Origin of the sequence: Candidatus Pseudomonas auctus, assembly GCF_048654275.1 — a bacterium.
GTDB lineage: Bacteria > Pseudomonadota > Gammaproteobacteria > Pseudomonadales > Pseudomonadaceae > Aquipseudomonas > Aquipseudomonas pharyngis.
Window position 1 is genome coordinate 127,516 of sequence record NZ_JBJYZK010000002.1, and the last position, 19,628, is coordinate 147,143.

Annotated in this window: 17 protein-coding genes; 6 read left to right on the plus strand and 11 right to left on the minus strand. The window is 61.8% G+C overall.

The genetic code is table 11. The annotated features are described in order from the left end of the window. The first annotated feature begins 17 nt into the window (after window positions 1-17). The 3 genes from ACKUG4_RS04135 to mgrA are packed head-to-tail and all read left to right on the plus strand — an operon-like array spanning window position 18 to window position 4,641. Window positions 18-2,243: a TonB-dependent receptor gene (locus ACKUG4_RS04135; protein WP_445433516.1), complete on the plus strand. Its 2,226-nt coding sequence runs from the start codon at window positions 18-20 to the stop codon at window positions 2,241-2,243. Window position 2,244: 1 nt separating this feature from the next. Next, complete coding sequence (locus tag ACKUG4_RS04140; RefSeq protein ID WP_445433517.1) at window positions 2,245-3,564, plus strand: LLM class flavin-dependent oxidoreductase; 1,320 nt, start codon at window positions 2,245-2,247, stop codon at window positions 3,562-3,564. 39 nt (window positions 3,565-3,603) lie between these two features. Then, window positions 3,604-4,641 carry an L-glyceraldehyde 3-phosphate reductase gene (gene mgrA, locus ACKUG4_RS04145; protein ID WP_158829994.1) on the plus strand — a complete coding sequence of 346 codons (1,038 nt, stop codon included), beginning with the start codon at window positions 3,604-3,606 and terminating at the stop codon, window positions 4,639-4,641. A 268-nt stretch (window positions 4,642-4,909) separates the two neighbouring features. Here mgrA and tauD read toward each other — a convergent pair whose 3' ends face one another. The 7 genes from tauD to ACKUG4_RS04180 form a co-directional block, all read right to left on the minus strand. Beyond that, window positions 4,910-5,752, minus strand: a complete 843-nt coding sequence (tauD, locus tag ACKUG4_RS04150) for a taurine dioxygenase (protein WP_039764564.1) — start codon at window positions 5,750-5,752, stop codon at window positions 4,910-4,912. Window positions 5,753-5,809: 57 nt separating this feature from the next. Continuing rightward, window positions 5,810-6,649, minus strand: a complete 840-nt coding sequence (gene tauC / locus ACKUG4_RS04155) for a taurine ABC transporter permease TauC (RefSeq protein ID WP_074689446.1) — start codon at window positions 6,647-6,649, stop codon at window positions 5,810-5,812. Then, window positions 6,646-7,440 (minus strand): taurine ABC transporter ATP-binding subunit, encoded by a 795-nt coding sequence (tauB, locus tag ACKUG4_RS04160; protein ID WP_011331959.1) that lies wholly within the window; start codon window positions 7,438-7,440, stop codon window positions 6,646-6,648. The genes tauC and tauB overlap by 4 nt, the downstream gene beginning before the upstream one ends. A 16-nt stretch (window positions 7,441-7,456) precedes the next feature. Then, window positions 7,457-8,434 (minus strand): taurine ABC transporter substrate-binding protein, encoded by a 978-nt coding sequence (gene tauA / locus ACKUG4_RS04165; protein WP_007952702.1) that lies wholly within the window; start codon window positions 8,432-8,434, stop codon window positions 7,457-7,459. A 361-nt stretch (window positions 8,435-8,795) separates the two neighbouring features. Then, a complete protein-coding gene (gshA, locus tag ACKUG4_RS04170) occupies window positions 8,796-10,379 on the minus strand; it encodes a glutamate--cysteine ligase (RefSeq protein WP_445433518.1) in 1,584 nt (527 codons plus the stop codon). 317 nt (window positions 10,380-10,696) lie between these two features. After that, window positions 10,697-11,080 (minus strand): PaaI family thioesterase, encoded by a 384-nt coding sequence (locus ACKUG4_RS04175; protein WP_085647944.1) that lies wholly within the window; start codon window positions 11,078-11,080, stop codon window positions 10,697-10,699. Further along, window positions 11,080-13,404: a Tex family protein gene (locus ACKUG4_RS04180; RefSeq protein WP_236188788.1), complete on the minus strand. Its 2,325-nt coding sequence runs from the start codon at window positions 13,402-13,404 to the stop codon at window positions 11,080-11,082. Before ACKUG4_RS04180 ends, ACKUG4_RS04175 begins: the two co-directional genes overlap by 1 nt. A 360-nt stretch (window positions 13,405-13,764) precedes the next feature. On the opposite strand from ACKUG4_RS04180, the gene ompR reads away from it, so the two are divergent. Both ompR and ACKUG4_RS04190 read left to right on the plus strand, forming a co-directional pair. Continuing rightward, complete coding sequence (ompR, locus tag ACKUG4_RS04185; RefSeq protein ID WP_007952694.1) at window positions 13,765-14,505, plus strand: osmolarity response regulator transcription factor OmpR; 741 nt, start codon at window positions 13,765-13,767, stop codon at window positions 14,503-14,505. 114 nt (window positions 14,506-14,619) lie between these two features. Further along, window positions 14,620-15,933, plus strand: coding sequence for an ATP-binding protein (locus ACKUG4_RS04190; protein ID WP_039764576.1), 1,314 nt, complete (start codon window positions 14,620-14,622; stop codon window positions 15,931-15,933). Window positions 15,934-16,009: 76 nt separating this feature from the next. Here the strand turns inward: ACKUG4_RS04190 and rimK are convergent, their stop codons facing one another. Genes rimK through rimA form a run of 3 tightly spaced genes read right to left on the minus strand, consistent with a single transcriptional unit; the run spans window position 16,010 to window position 18,187 of the window. Next, window positions 16,010-16,915 (minus strand): 30S ribosomal protein S6--L-glutamate ligase, encoded by a 906-nt coding sequence (gene rimK, locus ACKUG4_RS04195; RefSeq protein ID WP_007949201.1) that lies wholly within the window; start codon window positions 16,913-16,915, stop codon window positions 16,010-16,012. Further along, window positions 16,912-17,391: a retropepsin-like aspartic endopeptidase RimB gene (rimB, locus tag ACKUG4_RS04200; RefSeq protein ID WP_011331964.1), complete on the minus strand. Its 480-nt coding sequence runs from the start codon at window positions 17,389-17,391 to the stop codon at window positions 16,912-16,914. The genes rimK and rimB overlap by 4 nt, the downstream gene beginning before the upstream one ends. A 16-nt stretch (window positions 17,392-17,407) precedes the next feature. Next, window positions 17,408-18,187 (minus strand): S6 modification regulatory phosphodiesterase RimA, encoded by a 780-nt coding sequence (rimA, locus tag ACKUG4_RS04205; protein ID WP_085611198.1) that lies wholly within the window; start codon window positions 18,185-18,187, stop codon window positions 17,408-17,410. A 116-nt stretch (window positions 18,188-18,303) separates the two neighbouring features. Between rimA and ACKUG4_RS04210 the strand changes: the two genes are divergently transcribed. Next, complete coding sequence (locus ACKUG4_RS04210; protein WP_011331966.1) at window positions 18,304-18,711, plus strand: Hsp15 family ribosome-associated heat shock protein; 408 nt, start codon at window positions 18,304-18,306, stop codon at window positions 18,709-18,711. Window positions 18,712-18,779: 68 nt separating this feature from the next. Here ACKUG4_RS04210 and ACKUG4_RS04215 read toward each other — a convergent pair whose 3' ends face one another. After that, entirely contained in the window at window positions 18,780-19,580 is an 801-nt protein-coding gene (locus tag ACKUG4_RS04215; protein ID WP_064592738.1) for a phosphatase PAP2 family protein, read from the minus strand. Window positions 19,581-19,628: the final 48 nt, after the last annotated feature.

The following is a 19,628-nucleotide window of genomic DNA, read 5'->3' on the forward strand; positions in this document are numbered from 1 at the left end:
TTTTCGAGCGGGCAAACATGCACAACATTCCTGGGGCGACACACAAACTGGCGCAATCGATCCGCGCTGCGGGCTGGCTACTCACCGGGCTGGCCGCGCTGCCGCTGCCCGTCGCGTTCGCCGCCGACAGCACCGATCAGGAGCCGACCCTCAAATCCGTCACGGTCACCGCCACCCGCCGCGAAGAGTCGCTGCAAAAAGTGCCGGTGGCGGTATCGGTGATCGACGGCGAGCAGCTGGAACGCGACAACCGCAACAGCGTGGCGAGCATCGTCCAGCAAGTGCCGTCGCTGAATTTCCGCACCGGCGCATCGAACAAGGACACCTCGTTGTTCGTGCGTGGCGTGGGGACGATTTCCACCTCGCCAGGCGTCGAGCCGACGGTGGCTACGGTGATTGATGGTGTGGTTTATGCGCGCCCCGGCCAATCCACTCTGGATCTGCTGGACCTGGAACGCGTCGAAGTCTTGCGCGGCCCGCAAGGCACGCTGTTCGGCAAGAACGCCTCGGCCGGCGTGCTGAACATCACCAGCAAGGCGCCGACCGCCGCGACCCACGGCTACATCGATCAGTCGTATTACAGCGGCAACGAAAGCCGCACCCGTTTCGGCATCGGCGGCAGCCTGATTCCGGACACGCTCAAGGGTTCGATCAGCACCTTGTTCGGCACTTACGACGGCAACGTCGACAACCAGCACAACGGTCAGGAGGTCAACGGCTACAACCATCGCGGCGTGCGCGGCAAACTGGAATTCACCCCGAACGACGACGTCACCTTTACCCTGATCGCCGACTACATGCAGTCCCACGATGACGGCCCCAACGGCGTCGTGACCAAGTCGTTGACCCCGGCCTTCGCCAATGCGTTGAGCCCGGTCAGTGCCACCAGCCACAATCGCGACATCAACACCGACACCCGCTCCCACGTCGAGGACACCAACAAGGGCCTGTCCGGCCAGCTCGACTGGCAACTGGGCGATTACACCCTGACGTCGATCACCGCGTGGCGTGGCTGGGACAACACCCAGTATCAGGACGGCGACCGTCTCGGCACGGTGACGGCGGCGTTCCCCGGCACGGCGGACAAGGGCGATCTGGCCTTCGACCAGTACTCGCAGGAGCTGCGTCTGGCGTCGCCGAAAGGCGAGTTCCTCGAATACGTTGGCGGCCTGTTCTACATGCATGGCAAGGATGACGAGACTTATCAGCGCACGCTAACTACAACAACCAGCATCAACCGTGGCGTCGCCGATTACAGCACCACCAGCGACAGCTATGCGGTGTTCGGCGAAAGCACGCTGAATTTCACCTCGGACTTTCGTGGCATCGCCGGCCTGCGCTACACCCACGACGATCTGGAATACGATCACCGTCGCGTTTCCACTTCCGCCACCACCGTCAGCGGCATTCAACCGGCCACCCGCAGTTCCGGGTCGGTGGATGAGGACGGCTGGTCCGGTCGGCTCGGTTTGCAGTACGACCTGAGTGATACCGTCACCACTTATCTGACCTATTCGCGTGGCTACAAAGGCCCGGCCTACAACGTGTTTTTCAACATGCAGCCGCGCGACACCGAAGCGCTGAAACCGGAAACCTCCAACACCTGGGAGGCGGGGATCAAGGCTTCGTCCTGGAACAATCGCCTGACCACCAACCTCGCGGTTTTCCACAGCGACTACGACAACTATCAGGCGAATTTTTTCGACACCGTCGCCGGGCAAGTCGTAACGCGCCTGATCAACGCCGGCAGCGTCAGCACCGAAGGTGTGGAACTTGATTTCGCCCTGCAGGCGACCCAGCAACTGAAGTTCTCCGGCGCGCTGGCCTACACCCGCGCGCGCATCGACGAGTTCGCCTGCCCGGCGGGTGCGGCGGCGTCGTGCAACGTCGACGGCAAACCGCTGCCGTTCAGCCCGGACTGGAAAAGCTACGTGCGGGCCGACTACACGATCCCGCTGGATAACGGCCTGGATATCGAACTCGGCACCGACTACAGCTGGCAGAGCGAAGTGCAGTACGACATCAGCCAGAACGCCGACACCAAACAGGGCGCCTACGGTCTCTGGAACGCCAGCGTGGCTCTGGCCGATTACACCAACGGCTGGCGCGTGGCGTTGCTCGGCAAGAACCTCACCGACAAGTCCTATTCGCCGCTGCTCGCCAGCGGAGGCAACTACATCTACCGCGCCGTGCCTCGCGACGACGAGCGCTACTTCGGCGTGCAACTGCGCAAGGACTTCTGAGATGAGCAGACAGCTGAAACTCGGCGCGTTCCTCATGGCCACCGGGCACCACGTCGCCGCGTGGCGTCATCCGGACGTGCCGGCCAACGCGGGACTGGATTTCGCCCATTACAAACGCCTGGCGCAGATTGCCGAGGCAGCGAAGTTCGACACCCTGTTCGTCGCCGACAGCGTCGCCGCGCCGACCCAGGACATCGCCAGCCGCATGGCCCGCTCCGATCATTTCGAGCCGCTGACCTTGCTCTCGGCATTGAGCGCAGTGACCGAACACATCGGCCTGATCGCCACCGCGACCACCAGTTACAACGAGCCGTACCACGTGGCGCGCAAGTTCGCTTCGCTCGATCACCTGTCCGGCGGGCGAGCGGGGTGGAATCTGGTGACCTCCGACAATGCCGCCGAAGCGCAGAATTTCGGCCGCGACGAACACATCGGCCATGCCGAACGTTACAGCCGCGCCCGGGAGTTTCATCAGGTCGTCACCGGGCTCTGGGACAGTTGGCAGGACGATGCCTTCATTCGCGACAAGGCCAGCGGCGCGTATTACCACCCGGAAAAACTGCACGTGCTGAATCACGTTGGCGAGCACTTCCGGGTCAAAGGCCCGCTGAATGTCGCGCGTTCGCCACAGGGTCAGCCGGTGATCGTGCAGGCCGGCTCGTCGGAAACCGGACGTGAACTGGCTGCACAGACCGCCGAAGTGGTGTTCACCGCGCAGACTTCACTGGCCAGCGCCCAGGCGTTTTACGCCGACCTCAAGGGGCGCTTGCCGAAGTACGGACGCAGTGCCGATTCGCTGAAAATCATGCCCGGCGTGTTTGTCGTGGTCGGCCAGACGGAAGCCGAAGCACAGGAAAAATGTGAAACGTTTCAGCAATTGGTCGAACCCGAGGTGGGCATCGCTCTGCTTGGGCGTATGCTGGGCAACTTCGATCTGTCGAAGTACCCGCTGGACGGGCCGTTGCCGGAATTACCGCTGACCGACAGCGGCCAGCAGAGCCGACAGAAACTGCTGACCGAACTGGCCGGCCGCGAGCATCTGACCTTGGCCGAACTGGGGCGCAGAATCGCCGGCGGTCGCGGACATTACAGCCTCGTCAGCACTCCGGCGCAGATTGCCGACCGTTTGCAGGAATGGTTCGAGCAGGGCGCGGCGGACGGTTTCAACGTGCTGGTGCCACACCTGCCCGGCGGGCTCGAAGACTTCGCCAATGGCGTGGTCCCGGAACTGCAACGGCGTGGGCTGTTCAGAACCGAATACGAGGGCCGGACCTTGCGCCAGAACCTTGGCCTCGACCGGCCCGGCAACAGATTTGCGTAGCAATCGACACCCGATTCAAGACCGACAAGAGAGGATTCGATGACTTACACCGCTGCCGAAAACCGCTATGACTCCATCCCTTACCGCCGCGTCGGACGCAGCGGTCTGGTGCTGCCGGCGCTGTCCCTGGGCCTGTGGCACAACTTCGGCGACAGCACGCCGATCGACACACAGCGCTCGTTGCTGCGCACGGCGTTCGACCTGGGCATCAACCACTTCGACCTGGCCAACAACTATGGCCCGCCCTACGGCAGCGCCGAGATCAACTTCGGCCGTCTGCTGCGCGAAGACTTCAAGCAGTACCGCGATGAACTGATCATCTCCAGCAAGGCCGGCTGGGACATGTGGCCCGGCCCTTACGGTCAGGGCGGCGGCTCGCGCAAATACGTGCTGGCCAGCCTCGACCAGAGCCTGCAACGCCTGGGCCTGGACTATGTGGATATCTTCTATTCGCATCGCTTCGACCCGGACACCCCGCTGGAAGAAACCGCCAGCGCCCTCGCCACGGCGGTGCAGCAGGGCAAGGCGTTGTACATCGGTATCTCGTCGTACTCCGGGGTGAAAACCCGCGAGATCGCCGCGTTGCTCAAAGAGTGGAAAGTGCCGCTGCTGATTCATCAACCGGCGTACAACCTGCTCAACCGCTGGGTGGAAAAGGACCTGCTCGACACCACCGACGAACTCGGCACCGGCGTGATTGCGTTCACCCCGCTGGCGCAGGGTCTGCTGACCGACAAATACCTCAACGGCGTGCCGGCGGATGCGCGGGTCAATCGTCCGGGCGGTGGTTCGTTGCAGGCTTCGCACTTGTCCGAGGCGAACATCGCTCACGTGCGGGCGTTGAATGAAATCGCCAAACGTCGCGGGCAGAGCCTGGCGCAACTGGCGTTGGCGTGGACGCTGCGCGATCCGCGAGTGACTTCGGCATTGATTGGTGCGAGCCGGCCAGAGCAGATTATCGAGAACGTCGGGGCGTTGAAGAACCTGAGCTTCAGTGCGGAAGAGCTGGCGGAGATTGACCGGTTTGCCCAGGAGGGCGGGATCAATCTTTGGGAGAGGCCTTCGACGGCGGAGTGATCGAAATTGGGGTGGGTCAGATAGATCCACCCCCTCACCCCAGCCCTCCCGAAACGTCGGACCGCCCGTAGGGAGAGGGAGCCTACCGAGGTGTCTTGCGTCATACATCGACCTGAAAAATCCGGTCGATTATGGATTCAGCAAAGTACGATCAGGTCGGTGCATCTTTAAAGCATCCCCCAATCAGTCCCCTCTCCCTACGGGCGGTCCGACGTTTCGGGAGGGTTAGGGTGAGGGGGGCTTTTGATTTTGCTCTGGCGTTAAAGGCTCAGCGAAAAAACGGCACATCCCCCAACACCGTAGCCCGCTGCATCACCCGCCGTGCAGGCCGGTAATCATCCACCGCGTAATGCTGCGTCACGCGGTTGTCCCAGAACGCGATGTCATCCTTCTGCCAGCGCCAGCGAATGGTGAATTCCGGCCGCGTCGCGTGGGCGAACAAGAACTTCAACACCGCTTCACTCTCGGTCTCCGACAGCTCATTGATCTTCGACGTGAACCCTTCGTTGACGAACAACGAGCGCCGTCCGCTCACCGGGTGCGTACGAATCACCGGGTGCGACAGCGGTGGATTCTTGCGCCGTGCCGCTTCCCACTGCGCCAGCGCTTGCGGCGTGTTGCCGTAGCGCTCCAGCGGAAAAGAACGGGTGAAATCGTGAGTCGCGGTCAGCCCTTCGAGCATTGCTTTCATCGGCGCCGACAGCGCCTCATATGCTGCAATCCCGCTGGCCCACAACGTGTCGCCACCGAACTCCGGCAACAGCTTGGCGCTGAGCACCGCGCCCATGGCCGGGGTCGGCAGGAAGGTCACGTCGGTGTGCCAGATCGCGTTGTCGCGCACGTCGGTGACGGCGGTGTCGAGGATCAGCACTTCCGGTTGTTCCGGTACGTTCGGGTAGATCGGGTGAATATGCAGGTCGCCGAAATAGGCGGCGAAGCGCGCCTGCTGCGATGGCTCGATCGGCTGATTGCGGAAGAACAGCACCTGATATTTGAGCAGTGCCTGCTCGATGGCGTCGCGCTGTTCCAGGTTCAGCGGCTGGCTGATGTCGACGCCGCTGATCTGTGCGCCGAGGGCCGAGCTTAACGGGGTGATGTTCAGGCTGCTCATGGTGGTTCTCTTCAATTCCGGGGCCCCGAAACTGTCGGGGTAGTCAGTGCTGAAAAATCAGTGGGCCTGGCCGTGCCACGGCACCAGTTTGCGTTGCAGGGCGCGCAGGCCCATTTCCATGGCGAAGGCGATCAGGGCGATGACCAGAATCCCCAGCACCACCACATCGGTGACCAGGAACTGCGCAGCCGACTGCACCATGAAGCCCAGGCCGCTGGTGGCCGCGATCAGTTCGGCGGCGACCAGCGTCGACCAGCCCACACCCAAGCCAATGCGCACACCGGTCAGAATGTCCGGCAGGGCGCTTGGCAAAATCACATGGCGGATCAGTTGCGCGCGGGTGGCGCCCAGCGACTGTGCGGCGCGCAATTTGGCCGGGTCGACGGTGCGCACACCGGTCGCGGTGGCAATCGCGATCGGAGCGAAAATCGCCAGGTAGATCAGCAGCACTTTCGACAACTCGCCGATGCCGCACCAGATCACGATCAGCGGCAGATAGGCGAGCGGCGGAATCGGCCGGTAGAACTCGATCAGCGGATCGAGCACGCCACGGGCGATGCGGTTGGCGCCGATGGCGATGCCCACCGGAACCGCGGTCAGAATCGCAAAACCCAGGCCCAGACCGATGCGGCTGAGGCTCGCGCCCAGGTGCTGCCACAACGTCGAATCCATGTAGCCCGTGGTCGCCAGCAACCAGCCTTTTTGCAGCACGGCGGACGGTGGCGGCAGGAACAGCGGCTCGATCAGGCCAGTGGCCGTCACCGCCCACCAGATCACCAGCAAGGCGAACAGGGTCAGCAGGCTGATCCAGCGGGTGCTGAGACGGCGGCGCACGGGAGTCGCCACTGACGTGGCGGCGGGTTTCACGGCGGTGGCGGAAACGTCGTAACTGCTCATGCGCGCTCCTGCCGCTGAACGGCGCTGCGTTGCGAGAACACTTTGGCGAGCACGTGTTCGCGGGTTTCGATAAAACGCGGGTCGGATTTGATGGCTCGTGCCGACTCACCGGCGGCGTAACGCTGACCGAAGTCGAGGTGCAGACGCTCAACGATCTGCCCCGGATTCGGCGCCAGCAGAATCAGGTCGGTGGCGAGGAACACCGCTTCTTCAATGTCGTGGGTAATCAGGAACACCGGTTTGGCGGTGCGTTGCCAGACTTGCAGCAACAGCTCCTGCATCTGTTCGCGGGTGAAGGCGTCAAGGGCGCCGAAGGGCTCGTCCATCAGCAGCACGCGCGGGTCGGCGGCGAGGGCGCGGGCCAGGCCAACACGTTGCTTCTGGCCGCCGGAAAGCTGCCAGATGCGACGGTGTTCAAAACCGGAAAGGTCGACCAGCGCGAGCATTTCCCGGGCGCGCTGTTCGCGTTTGTCCTTGGCCACTCCGGCCAGTTCGAGACCGAAAGCCACGTTGGCCAGCACGTCCTGCCAGGGCAACAGGGCGTCGTCCTGGAACACCACGCCGCGCTCAGCGCTCGGGCCTTTGACCGGCACGTTGTCGAGGGTGATGCGGCCGGCGCTCGGTTCGACGAAACCGGCAATCAGGTTCAACAGCGAAGTCTTGCCACTGCCGGACGGGCCGAGGGCCACCAGCAATTGCTGCGGGCCGAGGGTCAGGGAAATGTCGGACAGTACCGGTTCCGGGCTGCCGGGATACTGTGCGCTGATGCGCTCCAGCTGTAGCAAGGCCATCGCAATTAACTCCCGATCAGTTGGTGATGTACTTGGCGCTGACGTACGGCGCGTAGTCCGGCAGTACTGCTTCGACCTTGCCTTGCTCCTTGAGGAACGCAGCTGTGTCGGTGATGGCTTTGGTGGTCGGTGCGCCGAGGTCGCTGACCTGATCCGCCGCCAGTGGGTAGACGTTGCCTTGCAGCAGCAATGGGATGTCGCTGGCTTTGGCGCCGGACAGTTTCACCAGCTTGTCGACGTTGCTCTGATTGGCCAGCCAGGCTTTCGGATCCTTGCGGTAGTCGGCGTAGGCGTCGAGGGTAACCTTGGCGAAGGCGGTGACGATTTCCGGGTGCTTCTCGGCGAAGTCCTTGCGCACGATCCAGGCGTCGAAGGTCGGCGCGCCGAACTTGGCCAGTTCACCGGAAGTGATCAGCACTTTGCCGTTTTCCTTGGCCACACCCAGCGCCGGATCCCAAACGTAGGTGGCGTCGATGTCACCGCGTTTCCACGCGGCAATGATTGCCGGCGGGGCGAGGTTGAGCACGGTGACTTTCGAAGGATCGATGTTCCAGTGCTTCAGCGCGGCCAGCAGGCTGTAGTGACCGGTGGACACGAACGGCACGGCGATTTTCTTGCCGACCAGATCCTGCGGGGTCTTGATGCCGGAGCCATCACGGGCGACCAGTGCTTCGGCGGCGCCGATCTGGGTGGCGATGAGGAAGGTTTCCACCGGAACTTTGCGGGTGATCGCAGCGGTCAGCGGGCTGGAACCGAGGTAGCCGATCTGCACGTCACCGGAGGCGATGGCGGCAATGATGTCGGCACCGTTGTCGAATTTGCGCCAGTTGATGTCGGCTTTGGTGGCTTTCTCGTAGGCGCCGTCGGCCTGGGCGACTTTCGCCGGGTCAACGGTGGTCTGGTAGGCGACGGTGAGGTCGGCGGCCTGAGCCAGGAAGCTCGCAGCAGCCAGAGAGGCCACGGCCAGCAGGCGAAGCGGGAAATTCAGTTTCATTCAAGAGCTCCATATCAGGCGACCGAGCGTCGGCGTGAAAGGAGACTAAATGATCTAAGAATCTAAAAATAAATAACTTTTTAGAATGAGCTTATGAGCGGAAAAATCTAAGGCTCGCTGGTGTGGGGGGCGTTTGAGTTTTGGGTATGGCTTGAGATTTTTTCCCCCTCACCCCAACCCTCTCCCCCAGGGGGGCGAGGGGGAAAGGGAGCTGATCGCGGGCTTTTCAGATCCTGAGTTCGACTCGGTATTTCACGTCGACGTAGCTCTGATAAACACTGCGGTCAGTCCCCTCTCCCTCTGGGCGGTCCGACGTTTCGGGAGGGTTAGGGTGAGGGGGCTGCGATCCAACGCCGATCAATCAGTTACTGATCGCCAGAATGCTCGCCTGATACGACCCGACAAACACGTCGAAATCGCCCACCTCGTTCTGCTCCAGCTCCGCCTGTTGCGCCAGCGAAGACCGCGCCAGTTCTTCGAACTTCGCTTGCTCGTCAGCCGCCAACGGCTCGCTGCGGAAGAACTCCGCGTGAGCCTGGCTCTGGCGCAGGGAGAATTGCGCGAAGCTTTCCTTGTGCGCGGCCATTGCCGCCAGCACCTGGGCCGAAGGCGTCAGGGACGAATCCTTGACCTTGGCCAGTTGCGCATCGAGCGCCTTGCTGTGGGCATCGCCGCCGTGGCTTTGATCCAGCAGCGCCGCCAGCGGAGCGATTTTTTCCAGCAGTTCGGCGGCCCATTCCTTCAGCTCGACCGGTTGGCCGTCGCGCTGCAATTGCAGGCCCGGACGGCGACCTTCCTTGACCACGCTGAGGAAGTTGGAGGTGGCGTTGCCGCAGGAGTTGTTGGTCAGCAGCGGGCTTTCGTTCAGCGCGCAGTACAGCAGGAATGCGTCGAGGAAGCGCGACTCGGTGAGGTCGATGCCCATCGGCAGGAACGGGTTGATGTCCAGGCAGCGCACTTCGACATACTGGATGCCACGGGCCATCAAGGCCTGGATCGGCCGCTCGCCGGTGTAGGTCACGCGTTTCGGGCGGATGTTCGAGTAGTACTCGTTTTCGATCTGCAGGATGTTGGTGTTCAGTTGCACCCACTCGCCATTCTGGTGCGTACCGATTTCAACGTACGGCGCGTACGGCGTGGCCACCGCTTGGCGCAGGCTGTCGGTGTAGCTCGTCAGGTCGTTGTAGCACGGGGTCAGGCCCGCCTGGGCGTTGCTCTGGTAACCGAGGTCGCTCATGCGCAGGCTGGTGGCGTAGGGCAGGTACAGGGTGTCCGGATCCAGCTGTTCCAACTGGTGCGAACGACCCCGCAGGAAACCGGCGTCCAGCGCCGGCGAAGCGCCGAACAGGTACATCAGCAGCCAGCTGTAGCGGCGGAAGTTACGGATCAGCGCGATATAGGACGACGACTGGAAATCCCGGTCAGTGCCAACGAAGCCTTCGGCTTCTTTCAGCAACGGCCAGAGCTTTTCCGGCAGGGAGAAGTTGTAGTGAATCCCGGCGATGCACTGCATGGTCTTGCCGTAACGCAGGGCCAGGCCCTTGCGGTAGACGTACTTGAGCTGACCGATGTTGGAGGTGCCGTAATAGGCGATCGGGATGTCTTCCTCGGCCGGCAACGGGCACGGCATCGATGGACTCCACAGGTACTCGTTGCCGAGCTTGCTGTAGGCGAAGCGATGAATCTTGTCCAGGCTGGCCAGGGTATCGGCCGGGTCCGGCAGGGCGGGCGTGATGAACTCCAGCAGCGACTCGGAATAGTCGGTGGTGATCTGTTCGTTGGTCAGCGCGGAACCCAGGGCTTCAGGGTGCGGCGTCTGGGCCAGGCGGCCTTCGCCGGTCACCCGCAGGCATTCACGTTCGATACCGTGAAGGCACTGCTCAAGCAGAGAGAGGTTAGCGCGCTCGCCGAGCAGAGCCAGGCGGCGGTTGAGAAGTTCGCTCAATTTGGATTCCTTCACGCGTCATTCGCCCCAATATGGGGGTGGGCAGGACGGTCTACAAGGGTGAAGTTGAAACTGGCGTTTTCGCCTGGTTTGTCGGGCTCTGAAGCCCCCGTTGAAACGCCAACTTCACTCCCTGAATCTGGCCGATGCACGCGAAGATTACGCGGTTCCTGTGGGAGCGGGCTTGCCCGCGAAGGCGTCGTGTCAAGCGAACTGATGCTGCCTGACACTCCCTCTTCGCGGGCAAGCCCGCTCCCCCAGAAACGCTCGACGCTGCGATCACAGCGCCGAAATTAACTCAAAATGATGAACAACATCTACAGGACAGCGAACGTGCCTTGCGCTTTTGCGACCAGTTTGTCGCCCTGCATCACGTCGGCTTCGACCACCAGCGTGCGCCGGCCCGGGTGGATCACCCGCGCCGTGCACAGCACCTCGCCATCAGAGACGGCGCGGATGTAGTTGATCTTGCACTCGATGGTCGCGCTCTGCTGGTCGAAGCCGTGGGTGCTGGAGCAGGCCAGCCCCATGGCGATATCGACCAGACTGAACAGCGCGCCGCCGTGCAGCTTGCCGCCGCGATTGCGCAGTTCGGGTTCCAGCGCCAGGGCGACTTGCGCCACCCCGGTTTCCAGGCTGTGCAGGCGGCAGCCCAACAGCTTGAAAAACGCGCTCTCGACGAGCCCGGCCGGAATCTCCATCAGCGTTTCTTCAACTGCTTGGCGTTGGCGAACAGCGACGCCATGGCGTTGTTCGCCGGAGCCGCCGGGGTGGTTTCCTTGCGCGGCGCCGAACCTTGCGACTGGCGTGGCGCCGAGCCCGGACGCGAGCCACGGGCACCGTCGATCTTCTCGCCCGGGGTGTCGCTCATGCGCATCGACAGGCCGACGCGTTTGCGCGGGATGTCGACTTCCATGACCTTCACCTTCACCACGTCACCGGCCTTCACCGCTTCGCGCGGATCCTTGATGAATTTCTCCGACAGCGCGGAAATGTGCACCAGACCGTCCTGATGCACGCCGATGTCGACGAACGCACCGAACGCGGTCACGTTGGTCACCACGCCTTCGAGGATCATTCCCAGTTGCAGGTCCTTCAGGTCCTCGACGCCTTCCTGGAACTCGGCGGTCTTGAACTCCGGACGCGGGTCGCGGCCCGGTTTTTCCAGCTCTTGCAGGATGTCGGTGACGGTTGGCAGACCGAAAGTCTCGTCGGTGAATTTCTTCGGATCCAGACGCTTGAGGAACGCCGCATCGCCGATCAGCGAGCGGATGTCACGGTCGGTTTCAGCGGCGATGCGCTGCACCAGCGGATAGGCTTCCGGGTGAACGGCCGAGGAATCCAGCGGGTTGTCGCCATTCATCACGCGCAGGAAGCCGGCGGCCTGTTCGAAGGTTTTCTCGCCCAGACGCGCGACTTTCTTCAGCGCCGCGCGGGTCTTGAACGCGCCGTGCTCGTCACGGTGGGCCACGATGTTCTGCGCCAGGGTCGCGTTGAGGCCGGAGATCCGCGCCAGCAGTGCCACGGAGGCGGTATTCACGTCCACGCCCACGGCGTTCACGCAGTCCTCGACCACGGCGTCCAGACCGCGCGCCAGTTTCAGTTGCGACACGTCGTGCTGGTACTGACCGACACCGATGGATTTCGGGTCGATCTTCACCAGTTCGGCCAGTGGATCCTGCAGACGACGGGCGATCGAGACCGCGCCACGGATCGACACGTCCAGATCCGGGAATTCCTTGGCCGCCAGTTCCGAGGCCGAGTACACCGATGCGCCGGCTTCGGACACCATGACCTTGGTCATTTTCATCGCTGGATATTTTTTGATCAGTTCGATGGCCAGCTTGTCGGTTTCACGGCTGGCGGTGCCGTTGCCGATGGCGATCAGGTCGACCGAGTGCTTGGCGCACAGGGCGGCCAGGATGGCGATGGTCTGATCCCATTTGTTGTGCGGCACGTGCGGGTAAACCGTGGCGTGATCCAGCAGTTTGCCGGTGGAGTCGACCACCGCTACCTTGCAGCCGGTACGCAGGCCCGGGTCGAGACCCAGGGTGGCGCGCGGGCCGGCCGGGGCAGCCAGCAGCAGGTCGTGCAGGTTGTGGGCGAACACGTTGATCGCTTCGGTTTCGGCGCCGTCGCGCAGCTCGCCCAGCAGGTCGGTTTCCAGGTGGGTGTAGAGCTTGACCTTCCAGGTCCAGCGCACCACTTCGCTCAGCCATTTGTCGGCCGGACGGTTCTGGTTCTGGATGCCGACGTGCTGGCCGATCATGCCTTCGCACGGGTGCAGGGTGCCCGGCAGTTCTTCGCCGACTTTCAGTGCAGAGCTGAGAATGCCTTCGTTGCGGCCACGGAAAATCGCCAGCGCGCGGTGCGACGGCATGCTTTTCAGCGGTTCGTCGTGTTCGAAGTAATCACGGAACTTCGCGCCTTCCTCTTCCTTGCCGGCGATTACGCGGGCACTGAGGGTGGCTTCCTGCTTCAGGTAGGTGCGCAGTTTTTCCAGCAGGTTGGCGTCTTCGGCGAAGCGCTCCATGAGGATGTACTTGGCGCCTTCCAGTGCTGCCTTGGCGTCGGCCACGCCTTTTTCGGCGTCGATGAAACGTGCGGCTTCGGCTTCCGGGGTCAGCGACGGGTCGTTGAACAGACCGTCGGCCAGTTCGCCGAGGCCGGCTTCCAGGGCGATCTGGCCCTTGGTGCGGCGCTTCTGCTTGTACGGCAGGTACAAGTCTTCGAGGCGGGTCTTGGTGTCGGCGAGTTTGATTTCGCGCTCCAGCTCAGGGGTGAGTTTGCCCTGCTCCTGGATGCTGGAAAGAATGCTGATGCGCCGTTCGTCGAGTTCTCGCAGGTAGCGCAGACGCTCTTCCAGATGACGCAGTTGGGTGTCATCGAGGCTGCCGGTCACTTCTTTCCGGTAACGGGCGATGAAGGGAACGGTAGAGCCTTCATCGAGTAGCGCGACGGCCGCTTCGACCTGTTGTGGGCGTACGCCGAGTTCCTCGGCGATGCGGCTGTTGATGCTGTCCATAAAACCACCTGACAAATTGTGAAAGCAGGCTCGCAGGCGCGTGAATTAAGGCCCGGAGTCTGGTGGGGCGGCTTGATGCTGGCCGCTGCCTGGGTCAAAAGGCATCCCATTGACCCGTGAAATCGAACAATTACTGCGGCGCCCATGAAAATAAGGGACGGCCACCTGCGGTAACGATTCAGACGTTGCCTGACACAAAAGGCCGCGCATTATAACCAGCGTTCTGTCATTCGGGGGCGACACAGTCTGTAGGCACAAGCCCCGGTTTTCTGGCAGTGAAGGAAAAATCTGCTAACAATGCACACGGTGCGTATAACGGCAGCTACGCCATAATGCGCGCCGAGCTAAAAGGAGCATCCAATGAGCAGCACTGCACAAACTGCTGAAGGCGAAAAAATTCTCATCGTTGACGACGATCCGGGGCTGAGCAGCCTGCTGGAACGCTTTTTCGTCAGCAAGGGCTACCGTGCCCGCGCCGTGCCGAACACCGAGCAGATGGATCGTCTGCTGTCGCGTGAAGTGTTCAACCTGGTCGTCCTCGACCTGATGCTGCCCGGCGAAGACGGCCTGACTGCTTGCCGTCGCCTGCGTGGCGCGAACAATCAGATTCCGATCATCATGCTGACCGCCAAGGGCGACGAGCTGAGCCGTATCAAGGGCCTGGAACTGGGTGCCGACGACTACCTGGCCAAGCCGTTCAACCCGGACGAGCTGATGGCCCGCGTCAAGGCCGTACTGCGCCGTCAGGCCGCACCAGTGCCAGGCGCGCCGGGCAGTGAAGAAGAAAACGTCACGTTCGGCGATTACGTGCTGTCCCTGGCCACCCGCGAACTCAAACGCGGCGACGAAGTACACATGCTCACCACCGGTGAGTTTGCGGTGCTCAAGGCCCTGGTGATGAATGCCCGTCAGCCGCTGACCCGCGACAAGTTGATGAACCTGGCCCGTGGCCGGGAGTGGGATGCCCTTGAGCGTTCCATCGACGTGCAGATTTCCCGTCTGCGCCGGATGATCGAACCCGATCCGTCCAAGCCGCGCTACATCCAGACCGTCTGGGGTGTCGGCTACGTGTTCGTGCCGGATGGCAACTCCACCAAGTGATGGGTGATTTGTAGGAGCGAGTCTGCGGGGAACGGTCGGAAACGCCGTCCACGCAGACTCGCAATCCGCAATATGCGAGCATTGCTCGCTCCTGCAAGTGTGTAGCGGTTATCCATGAAAACCCCCGTCTGGTTCCCCCAAAGTTTCTTCTCCCGCACCCTGTGGCTGGTGCTCATCGTCGTATTGTTTTCCAAGGCATTGACCCTGGTTTATCTGTTGATGAACGAGGACGTGCTGGTGGATCGCCAATACAGCCACGGCGTCGCCCTGACGCTGCGTGCCTACTGGGCCGCCGACGAAGAAAACCGCGCGAAAATCGCCGATGCCGCGACCTTGATCCGGGTGGTCGGCGCCGGTGTGCCGGAAGGCGAACAGCACTGGCCCTACAGTGAAATCTACCAGCGGCAGATGCAGGCGGAGCTGGGCGCCGACACCGAAGTGCGCTTGCGCATGCATTCGCCGCCAGCGTTGTGGGTGCGCGCACCTAGCCTCGGTGATGGCTGGCTGAAAGTGCCGTTGTACCCGCACCCTTTGCGCGGCCAGAAAATCTGGAACGTACTCGGCTGGTTCCTGGCCATCGGGTTGCTGTCCACGGCATCTGCCTGGATTTTCGTCAGCCAGCTCAATCAGCCATTGAAACGTCTGGTCTATGCCGCCCGGCAACTCGGCCAGGGCCGCAGCGTACGCCTGCCGATCAGTGACACCCCCAGCGAAATGGCCGAGGTTTATCGCGCCTTCAACCAGATGGCCGAAGACGTCGAGCAGGCCGGTCGCGAGCGTGAGCTGATGCTGGCGGGGGTCTCGCATGACTTGCGTACGCCGCTGACCCGTTTGCGGCTGTCGCTGGAGTTGATGGGGGACCGCACGGATCTGACCAACGATATGGTGCGCGACATCGAAGACATGGACGCCATCCTCGACCAGTTCCTCGCGTTCATTCGTGATGGTCGGGACGAGTCGGTGGAGGAAGTGGATCTCAGTGATCTGGTGCGTGAAGTCGCGGCACCGTACAACCAGAGTGAAGAGAAAGTGCGCCTGCGCCTGGAGCCGATCCAGCCGTTCCCGTTGCGGCGGGTGTCGATGAAGCGTTTGCTGAACAACCTGATTGGCAACGCGTTGAATCATGCCGGAGGGAGCGTGGACGTCGCGGCCTATGTATCCGGAGACACGAGTGCGCCGTACGTGGTGCTGAGCGTAATGGACCGTGGGGCGGGAATCGCCCCGTCGGAACTTGAGGCGATTTTCAACCCGTTCACCCGAGGTGATCGGGCCCGGGGCGGAAAAGGTACCGGCCTGGGGCTGGCGATCGTCAAGCGGATTGCTTCGATGCACGGCGGCAATGTTGAACTGCGCAACCGCTCCGGTGGCGGGCTGGAGGCGCGGGTTCGATTGCCGCTGGGATTGATGCTGCCAAGAGATGCCGTTTAACGGCAGCTACAAGCTGCAAGCTACAAGCCAAAGCTGCTTTTACTCGCCGCTTGCAGCTCGTAGCTCGTCGCTGCCCCTATCCCTTGCCTTTTGTGCGGGTCATGTTCGGCCCGCCATTCTTCTCAAGGTGTTCGATGATGATCCCCGCCACGTTCTTGCCCGTGGTGGTTTCGATCCCTTCCAGGCCAGGTGACGAGTTCACCTCCATCACCAGCGGCCCGTGGTTGGAGCGCAGGATATCCACACCCGCTACCGCCAGGCCCATGACCTTGGCGGCGCGCAACGCAGTCATGCGTTCTTCCGGAGTGATCTTGATCAGGCTGGCACTGCCGCCACGGTGCAGGTTGGAGCGGAACTCGCCGGGCTTGGCCTGACGCTTCATGGCCGCGATCACCTTGTCGCCGACCACGAAGCAGCGGATGTCGGCGCCGCCGGCCTCCTTGATGTATTCCTGCACCATGATGTTCTGCTTCAGGCCCATGAACGCCTCGATCACCGACTCCGCAGCCGTTGCGGTTTCGCACAGCACCACGCCGATGCCCTGGGTGCCTTCGAGCACTTTGATCACCAGCGGCGCGCCGTTGACCATGTCGATCAGATCGGGAATGTCGTCCGGCGAGTGGGCGAAGCCGGTCACTGGCAAACCGATGCCCCGGCGCGACAGCAACTGCAGCGAACGCAGCTTGTCCCGCGAACGGGCGATGGCTACCGATTCGTTGAGCGGAAACACCCCCATCATTTCGAACTGACGCAACACCGCGCAGCCATAAAACGTCACCGACGCGCCGATCCGCGGGATCACTGCGTCAAAACCCTCCAGCGGCTTGCCGCGGTAGTGGATCTGCGGCTTGTGGCTGGCAATGTTCATGTAGGCGCGCAAGGTGTCGATCACCACCATTTCATGCCCGCGCTCGGTTCCGGCTTCGACCAGACGGCGGGTGGAATACAGACGCGGGTTCCGCGACAGCACAGCGATCTTCATGCAACACCTGTGGAGGAGGTAGATACCGGGAACACCGGCTTGTCTTGTACATATTTGATGCCCGGATTGACCACCAGCTGGCCGTCGATCAGGGCTTTGGAACCGAGCAGCAGGCGATAGCGCATGGACTTGCGGCAGGCGAGGGTGAATTCGATCGGCCAGACCCGATCACCCAGGGCCAGGGTGGTGCTGATCACGTAGCGCACCTGGGCCTGGCCATTCGAGCTCTTGATGGTCTTGCGGGCGACCAGCGGCGCTTCGCAGCGTCGATGGCGCAGCTGCACGACGGTGCCCAGGTGCGCGGTGAAGCGCACCCACTTCTCGCCGTCGCGTTCGAACGGCTCGATGTCGGTGGCATGCAGGCTGGAGGTGCTGGCGCCGGTGTCGATTTTTGCCCGAAGGCCGGCGACTCCCAGATCCGGAAGCGCCACCCACTCGCGCAGACCGATAACGGTCAAATGGTCAAATGTCTTCAATGGAAAAAACCAACAATTAACGCGTCCACGCTTCAGGGGATACCTGGGCCAACGCTTTGAATGCGGGCCTGGCGAACCAGTAACCCTGCATCAGAAATATTCCGCAGTCCGCCAGGAAATCCCGCTCACCAGCGCTCTCGATGCCTTCGGCGATGACTGTAACGTCCAACTCCGCACAGATTGTGACAATCCCCCGAACGATAGCCTGACGAACACGGTCATGGTCGATATCGCGAATCAGCGCCATATCGAGTTTGATCAGGTCCGGTTGGAAATCGGCCAGCAGATTGAGCCCCGAATAGCCGGCACCGAAATCGTCGATGGCCGTCTTGAAGCCGAATTCGCGGTATTCACGCAGAATATTGGTCAAATGGCGATAGTTATCTACATGCTCGCTTTCCAGTGTTTCGAAAATCAGCCGGTCGATCGGAAAATTGTGTTTCCTGGCGGCCTCCAGGGTGCTGCGAATGCACAACTCTGGACGATAGACGGCGTTGGGCATGAAGTTGATCGACAAGTGTGTCTGCATATTAAGTTCGGCCGCGCCTTCGATGGCGCGAGTCCGGCAGAGCTGGTCGAAACGGTAGCGGTTATCTTCTGTAACCTGATCCAGCACGGTTAATGCGCCTTCACCGGCCACACCACGGACCAGTGCCTCGTAGGCGTACACCGACTTGTCACGCAGATCCACGATGGGCTGATACGCGAAGGAAAAGTCGAAGCCCAGCGGCTCGCTTTGCTGGCAGCCCAGGCACCCGGATTTGGGCGAGGTCAATGAAGACGGAAATTTGGTCACTCGATCACTCCATGCCGTTGAACCGGCGAAGATCACAGTTTATCTGGAGGGCCGAGTTCTTGCGCCCGACAGAATCGGTAGTACAGTTCCGACTACTGGCTGAACGAGGAATTCATATGGCACAAAAAAGCGAAGAGGACGACAAGGTTCGTCTCGATAAGTGGCTGTGGGCCGCGCGTTTTTTCAAGACTCGCGCCTTGGCCAAAGCCGCCATCGAGAGTGGCAAGGTGCATTGTCGGGGAGAGCGCTGCAAGCCTGGCAAAGAACCACGCATTGGCGATGAATTCGAGATTCGCGCCGGCTTCGACGAAAAGACCGTTGTGGTTCAGGCCCTGTCGATCGTACGTCGCGGCGCACCTGAGGCGCAGACGCTGTATGCCGAGACCGAGGCCAGCATTGCCAAGCGTGAAGCGGCTGCGGCGATGCGCAAGGCGGGCGCTCTGGGTGTCACCACCGACGGTAAACCGAGCAAGAAGCAGCGTCGGGATCTGTTTAAATTTCGTGGGAACAGTAGCGGCGAATAAAAAACGCAGCCTGCCGGCCTGGGTTCAAGACCCGCCGGCGGCTGCGCTTTTTGTTCAGCAATGTTCGATTATTGCGCGGACACCACACTCATCCGCGAAACCACCGGCAGCTTGCCCAGCAGCCGGAAGACCGGTGCCGTGACCTTCAACCAGAAGTTCGCCGCGTGATAAGCAAACGGCGTGTAGTAACCCCAGCCCAGTGCCCACACCGCCAGCAGCATGCCGCCGATGTAATCGTCCTGGCCCCAATGAGCACCGGCGACCAGACGCGGCAACATGAACAGCAGTGCTAGGCCCCAGATCACCAGAAACTGACCAGCCGTACGGCTGAACACGCCCATGAACAGCGCCCAGATCAGCAGCACCGAGGCGTGGTCACCGGGGAAGCTCTGGCTCGAGCGATCCTTCAGCTCCCAGGTCTTCTCCAGATGCGGGAAGTAATCGCTGATATGCACGGCACCTTCGAGCACCATCGACGGGCTGCTGTGCTGCCAGCCCATGTGATCGGAGAACTTGGAAAACAGCGCGCGGATCACCACCATCAGCAGCAGGATCGAGAAAAAACCGAAAAAGGCGCGGCGCACGTCAATCGCCCTGAACACCCAGTCGCCCTTGATCAGCAGTGTCAGCAGAATCAGGCCGACGACGATGTCGAACGGTCGCAGACTTGCAATTGCCCAGATGTGGAGCCATATGGGGTTGCTGGCCAGCGGTGCGTTGAGTGAGCGGAACAGCCACTCGTCGAAAATCACACACAGCATCTGACCTGTAGGCCATAACCAGAAAGCCAGTAGTGCCAATGGCACAACGTTGCACAGAACCAGCCGGCCGAGGTTCCACCTTGATTGGAACAAACCCGGATTGTTCATAAAATGCCTCCCGTGGCTGAACATCGGCATCAAAAAGGATGCCAGAAG

What these genes read in the sequence shown, in the direction of transcription:
- ACKUG4_RS04215 (WP_064592738.1), bottom strand. Translation starts at nt 19,580, where the DNA reads ATGAACAATCCGGGTTTGTTCCAATCAAGGTGGAACCTCGGCCGGCTG.
- ACKUG4_RS04180 (WP_236188788.1), bottom strand. Translation starts at nt 13,404, where the DNA reads ATGGACAGCATCAACAGCCGCATCGCCGAGGAACTCGGCGTACGCCCA.
- tauC (WP_074689446.1), bottom strand. Translation starts at nt 6,649, where the DNA reads ATGAGCAGTTACGACGTTTCCGCCACCGCCGTGAAACCCGCCGCCACG.
- tauA (WP_007952702.1), bottom strand. Translation starts at nt 8,434, where the DNA reads ATGAAACTGAATTTCCCGCTTCGCCTGCTGGCCGTGGCCTCTCTGGCT.
- ACKUG4_RS04210 (WP_011331966.1), top strand. Translation starts at nt 18,304, where the DNA reads ATGGCACAAAAAAGCGAAGAGGACGACAAGGTTCGTCTCGATAAGTGG.
- ompR (WP_007952694.1), top strand. Translation starts at nt 13,765, where the DNA reads ATGAGCAGCACTGCACAAACTGCTGAAGGCGAAAAAATTCTCATCGTT.
- ACKUG4_RS04135 (WP_445433516.1), top strand. Translation starts at nt 18, where the DNA reads ATGCACAACATTCCTGGGGCGACACACAAACTGGCGCAATCGATCCGC.
- tauD (WP_039764564.1), bottom strand. Translation starts at nt 5,752, where the DNA reads ATGAGCAGCCTGAACATCACCCCGTTAAGCTCGGCCCTCGGCGCACAG.
- tauB (WP_011331959.1), bottom strand. Translation starts at nt 7,440, where the DNA reads ATGGCCTTGCTACAGCTGGAGCGCATCAGCGCACAGTATCCCGGCAGC.
- rimK (WP_007949201.1), bottom strand. Translation starts at nt 16,915, where the DNA reads ATGAAGATCGCTGTGCTGTCGCGGAACCCGCGTCTGTATTCCACCCGC.
- ACKUG4_RS04140 (WP_445433517.1), top strand. Translation starts at nt 2,245, where the DNA reads ATGAGCAGACAGCTGAAACTCGGCGCGTTCCTCATGGCCACCGGGCAC.
- mgrA (WP_158829994.1), top strand. Translation starts at nt 3,604, where the DNA reads ATGACTTACACCGCTGCCGAAAACCGCTATGACTCCATCCCTTACCGC.
- ACKUG4_RS04190 (WP_039764576.1), top strand. Translation starts at nt 14,620, where the DNA reads ATGAAAACCCCCGTCTGGTTCCCCCAAAGTTTCTTCTCCCGCACCCTG.
- ACKUG4_RS04175 (WP_085647944.1), bottom strand. Translation starts at nt 11,080, where the DNA reads ATGGAGATTCCGGCCGGGCTCGTCGAGAGCGCGTTTTTCAAGCTGTTG.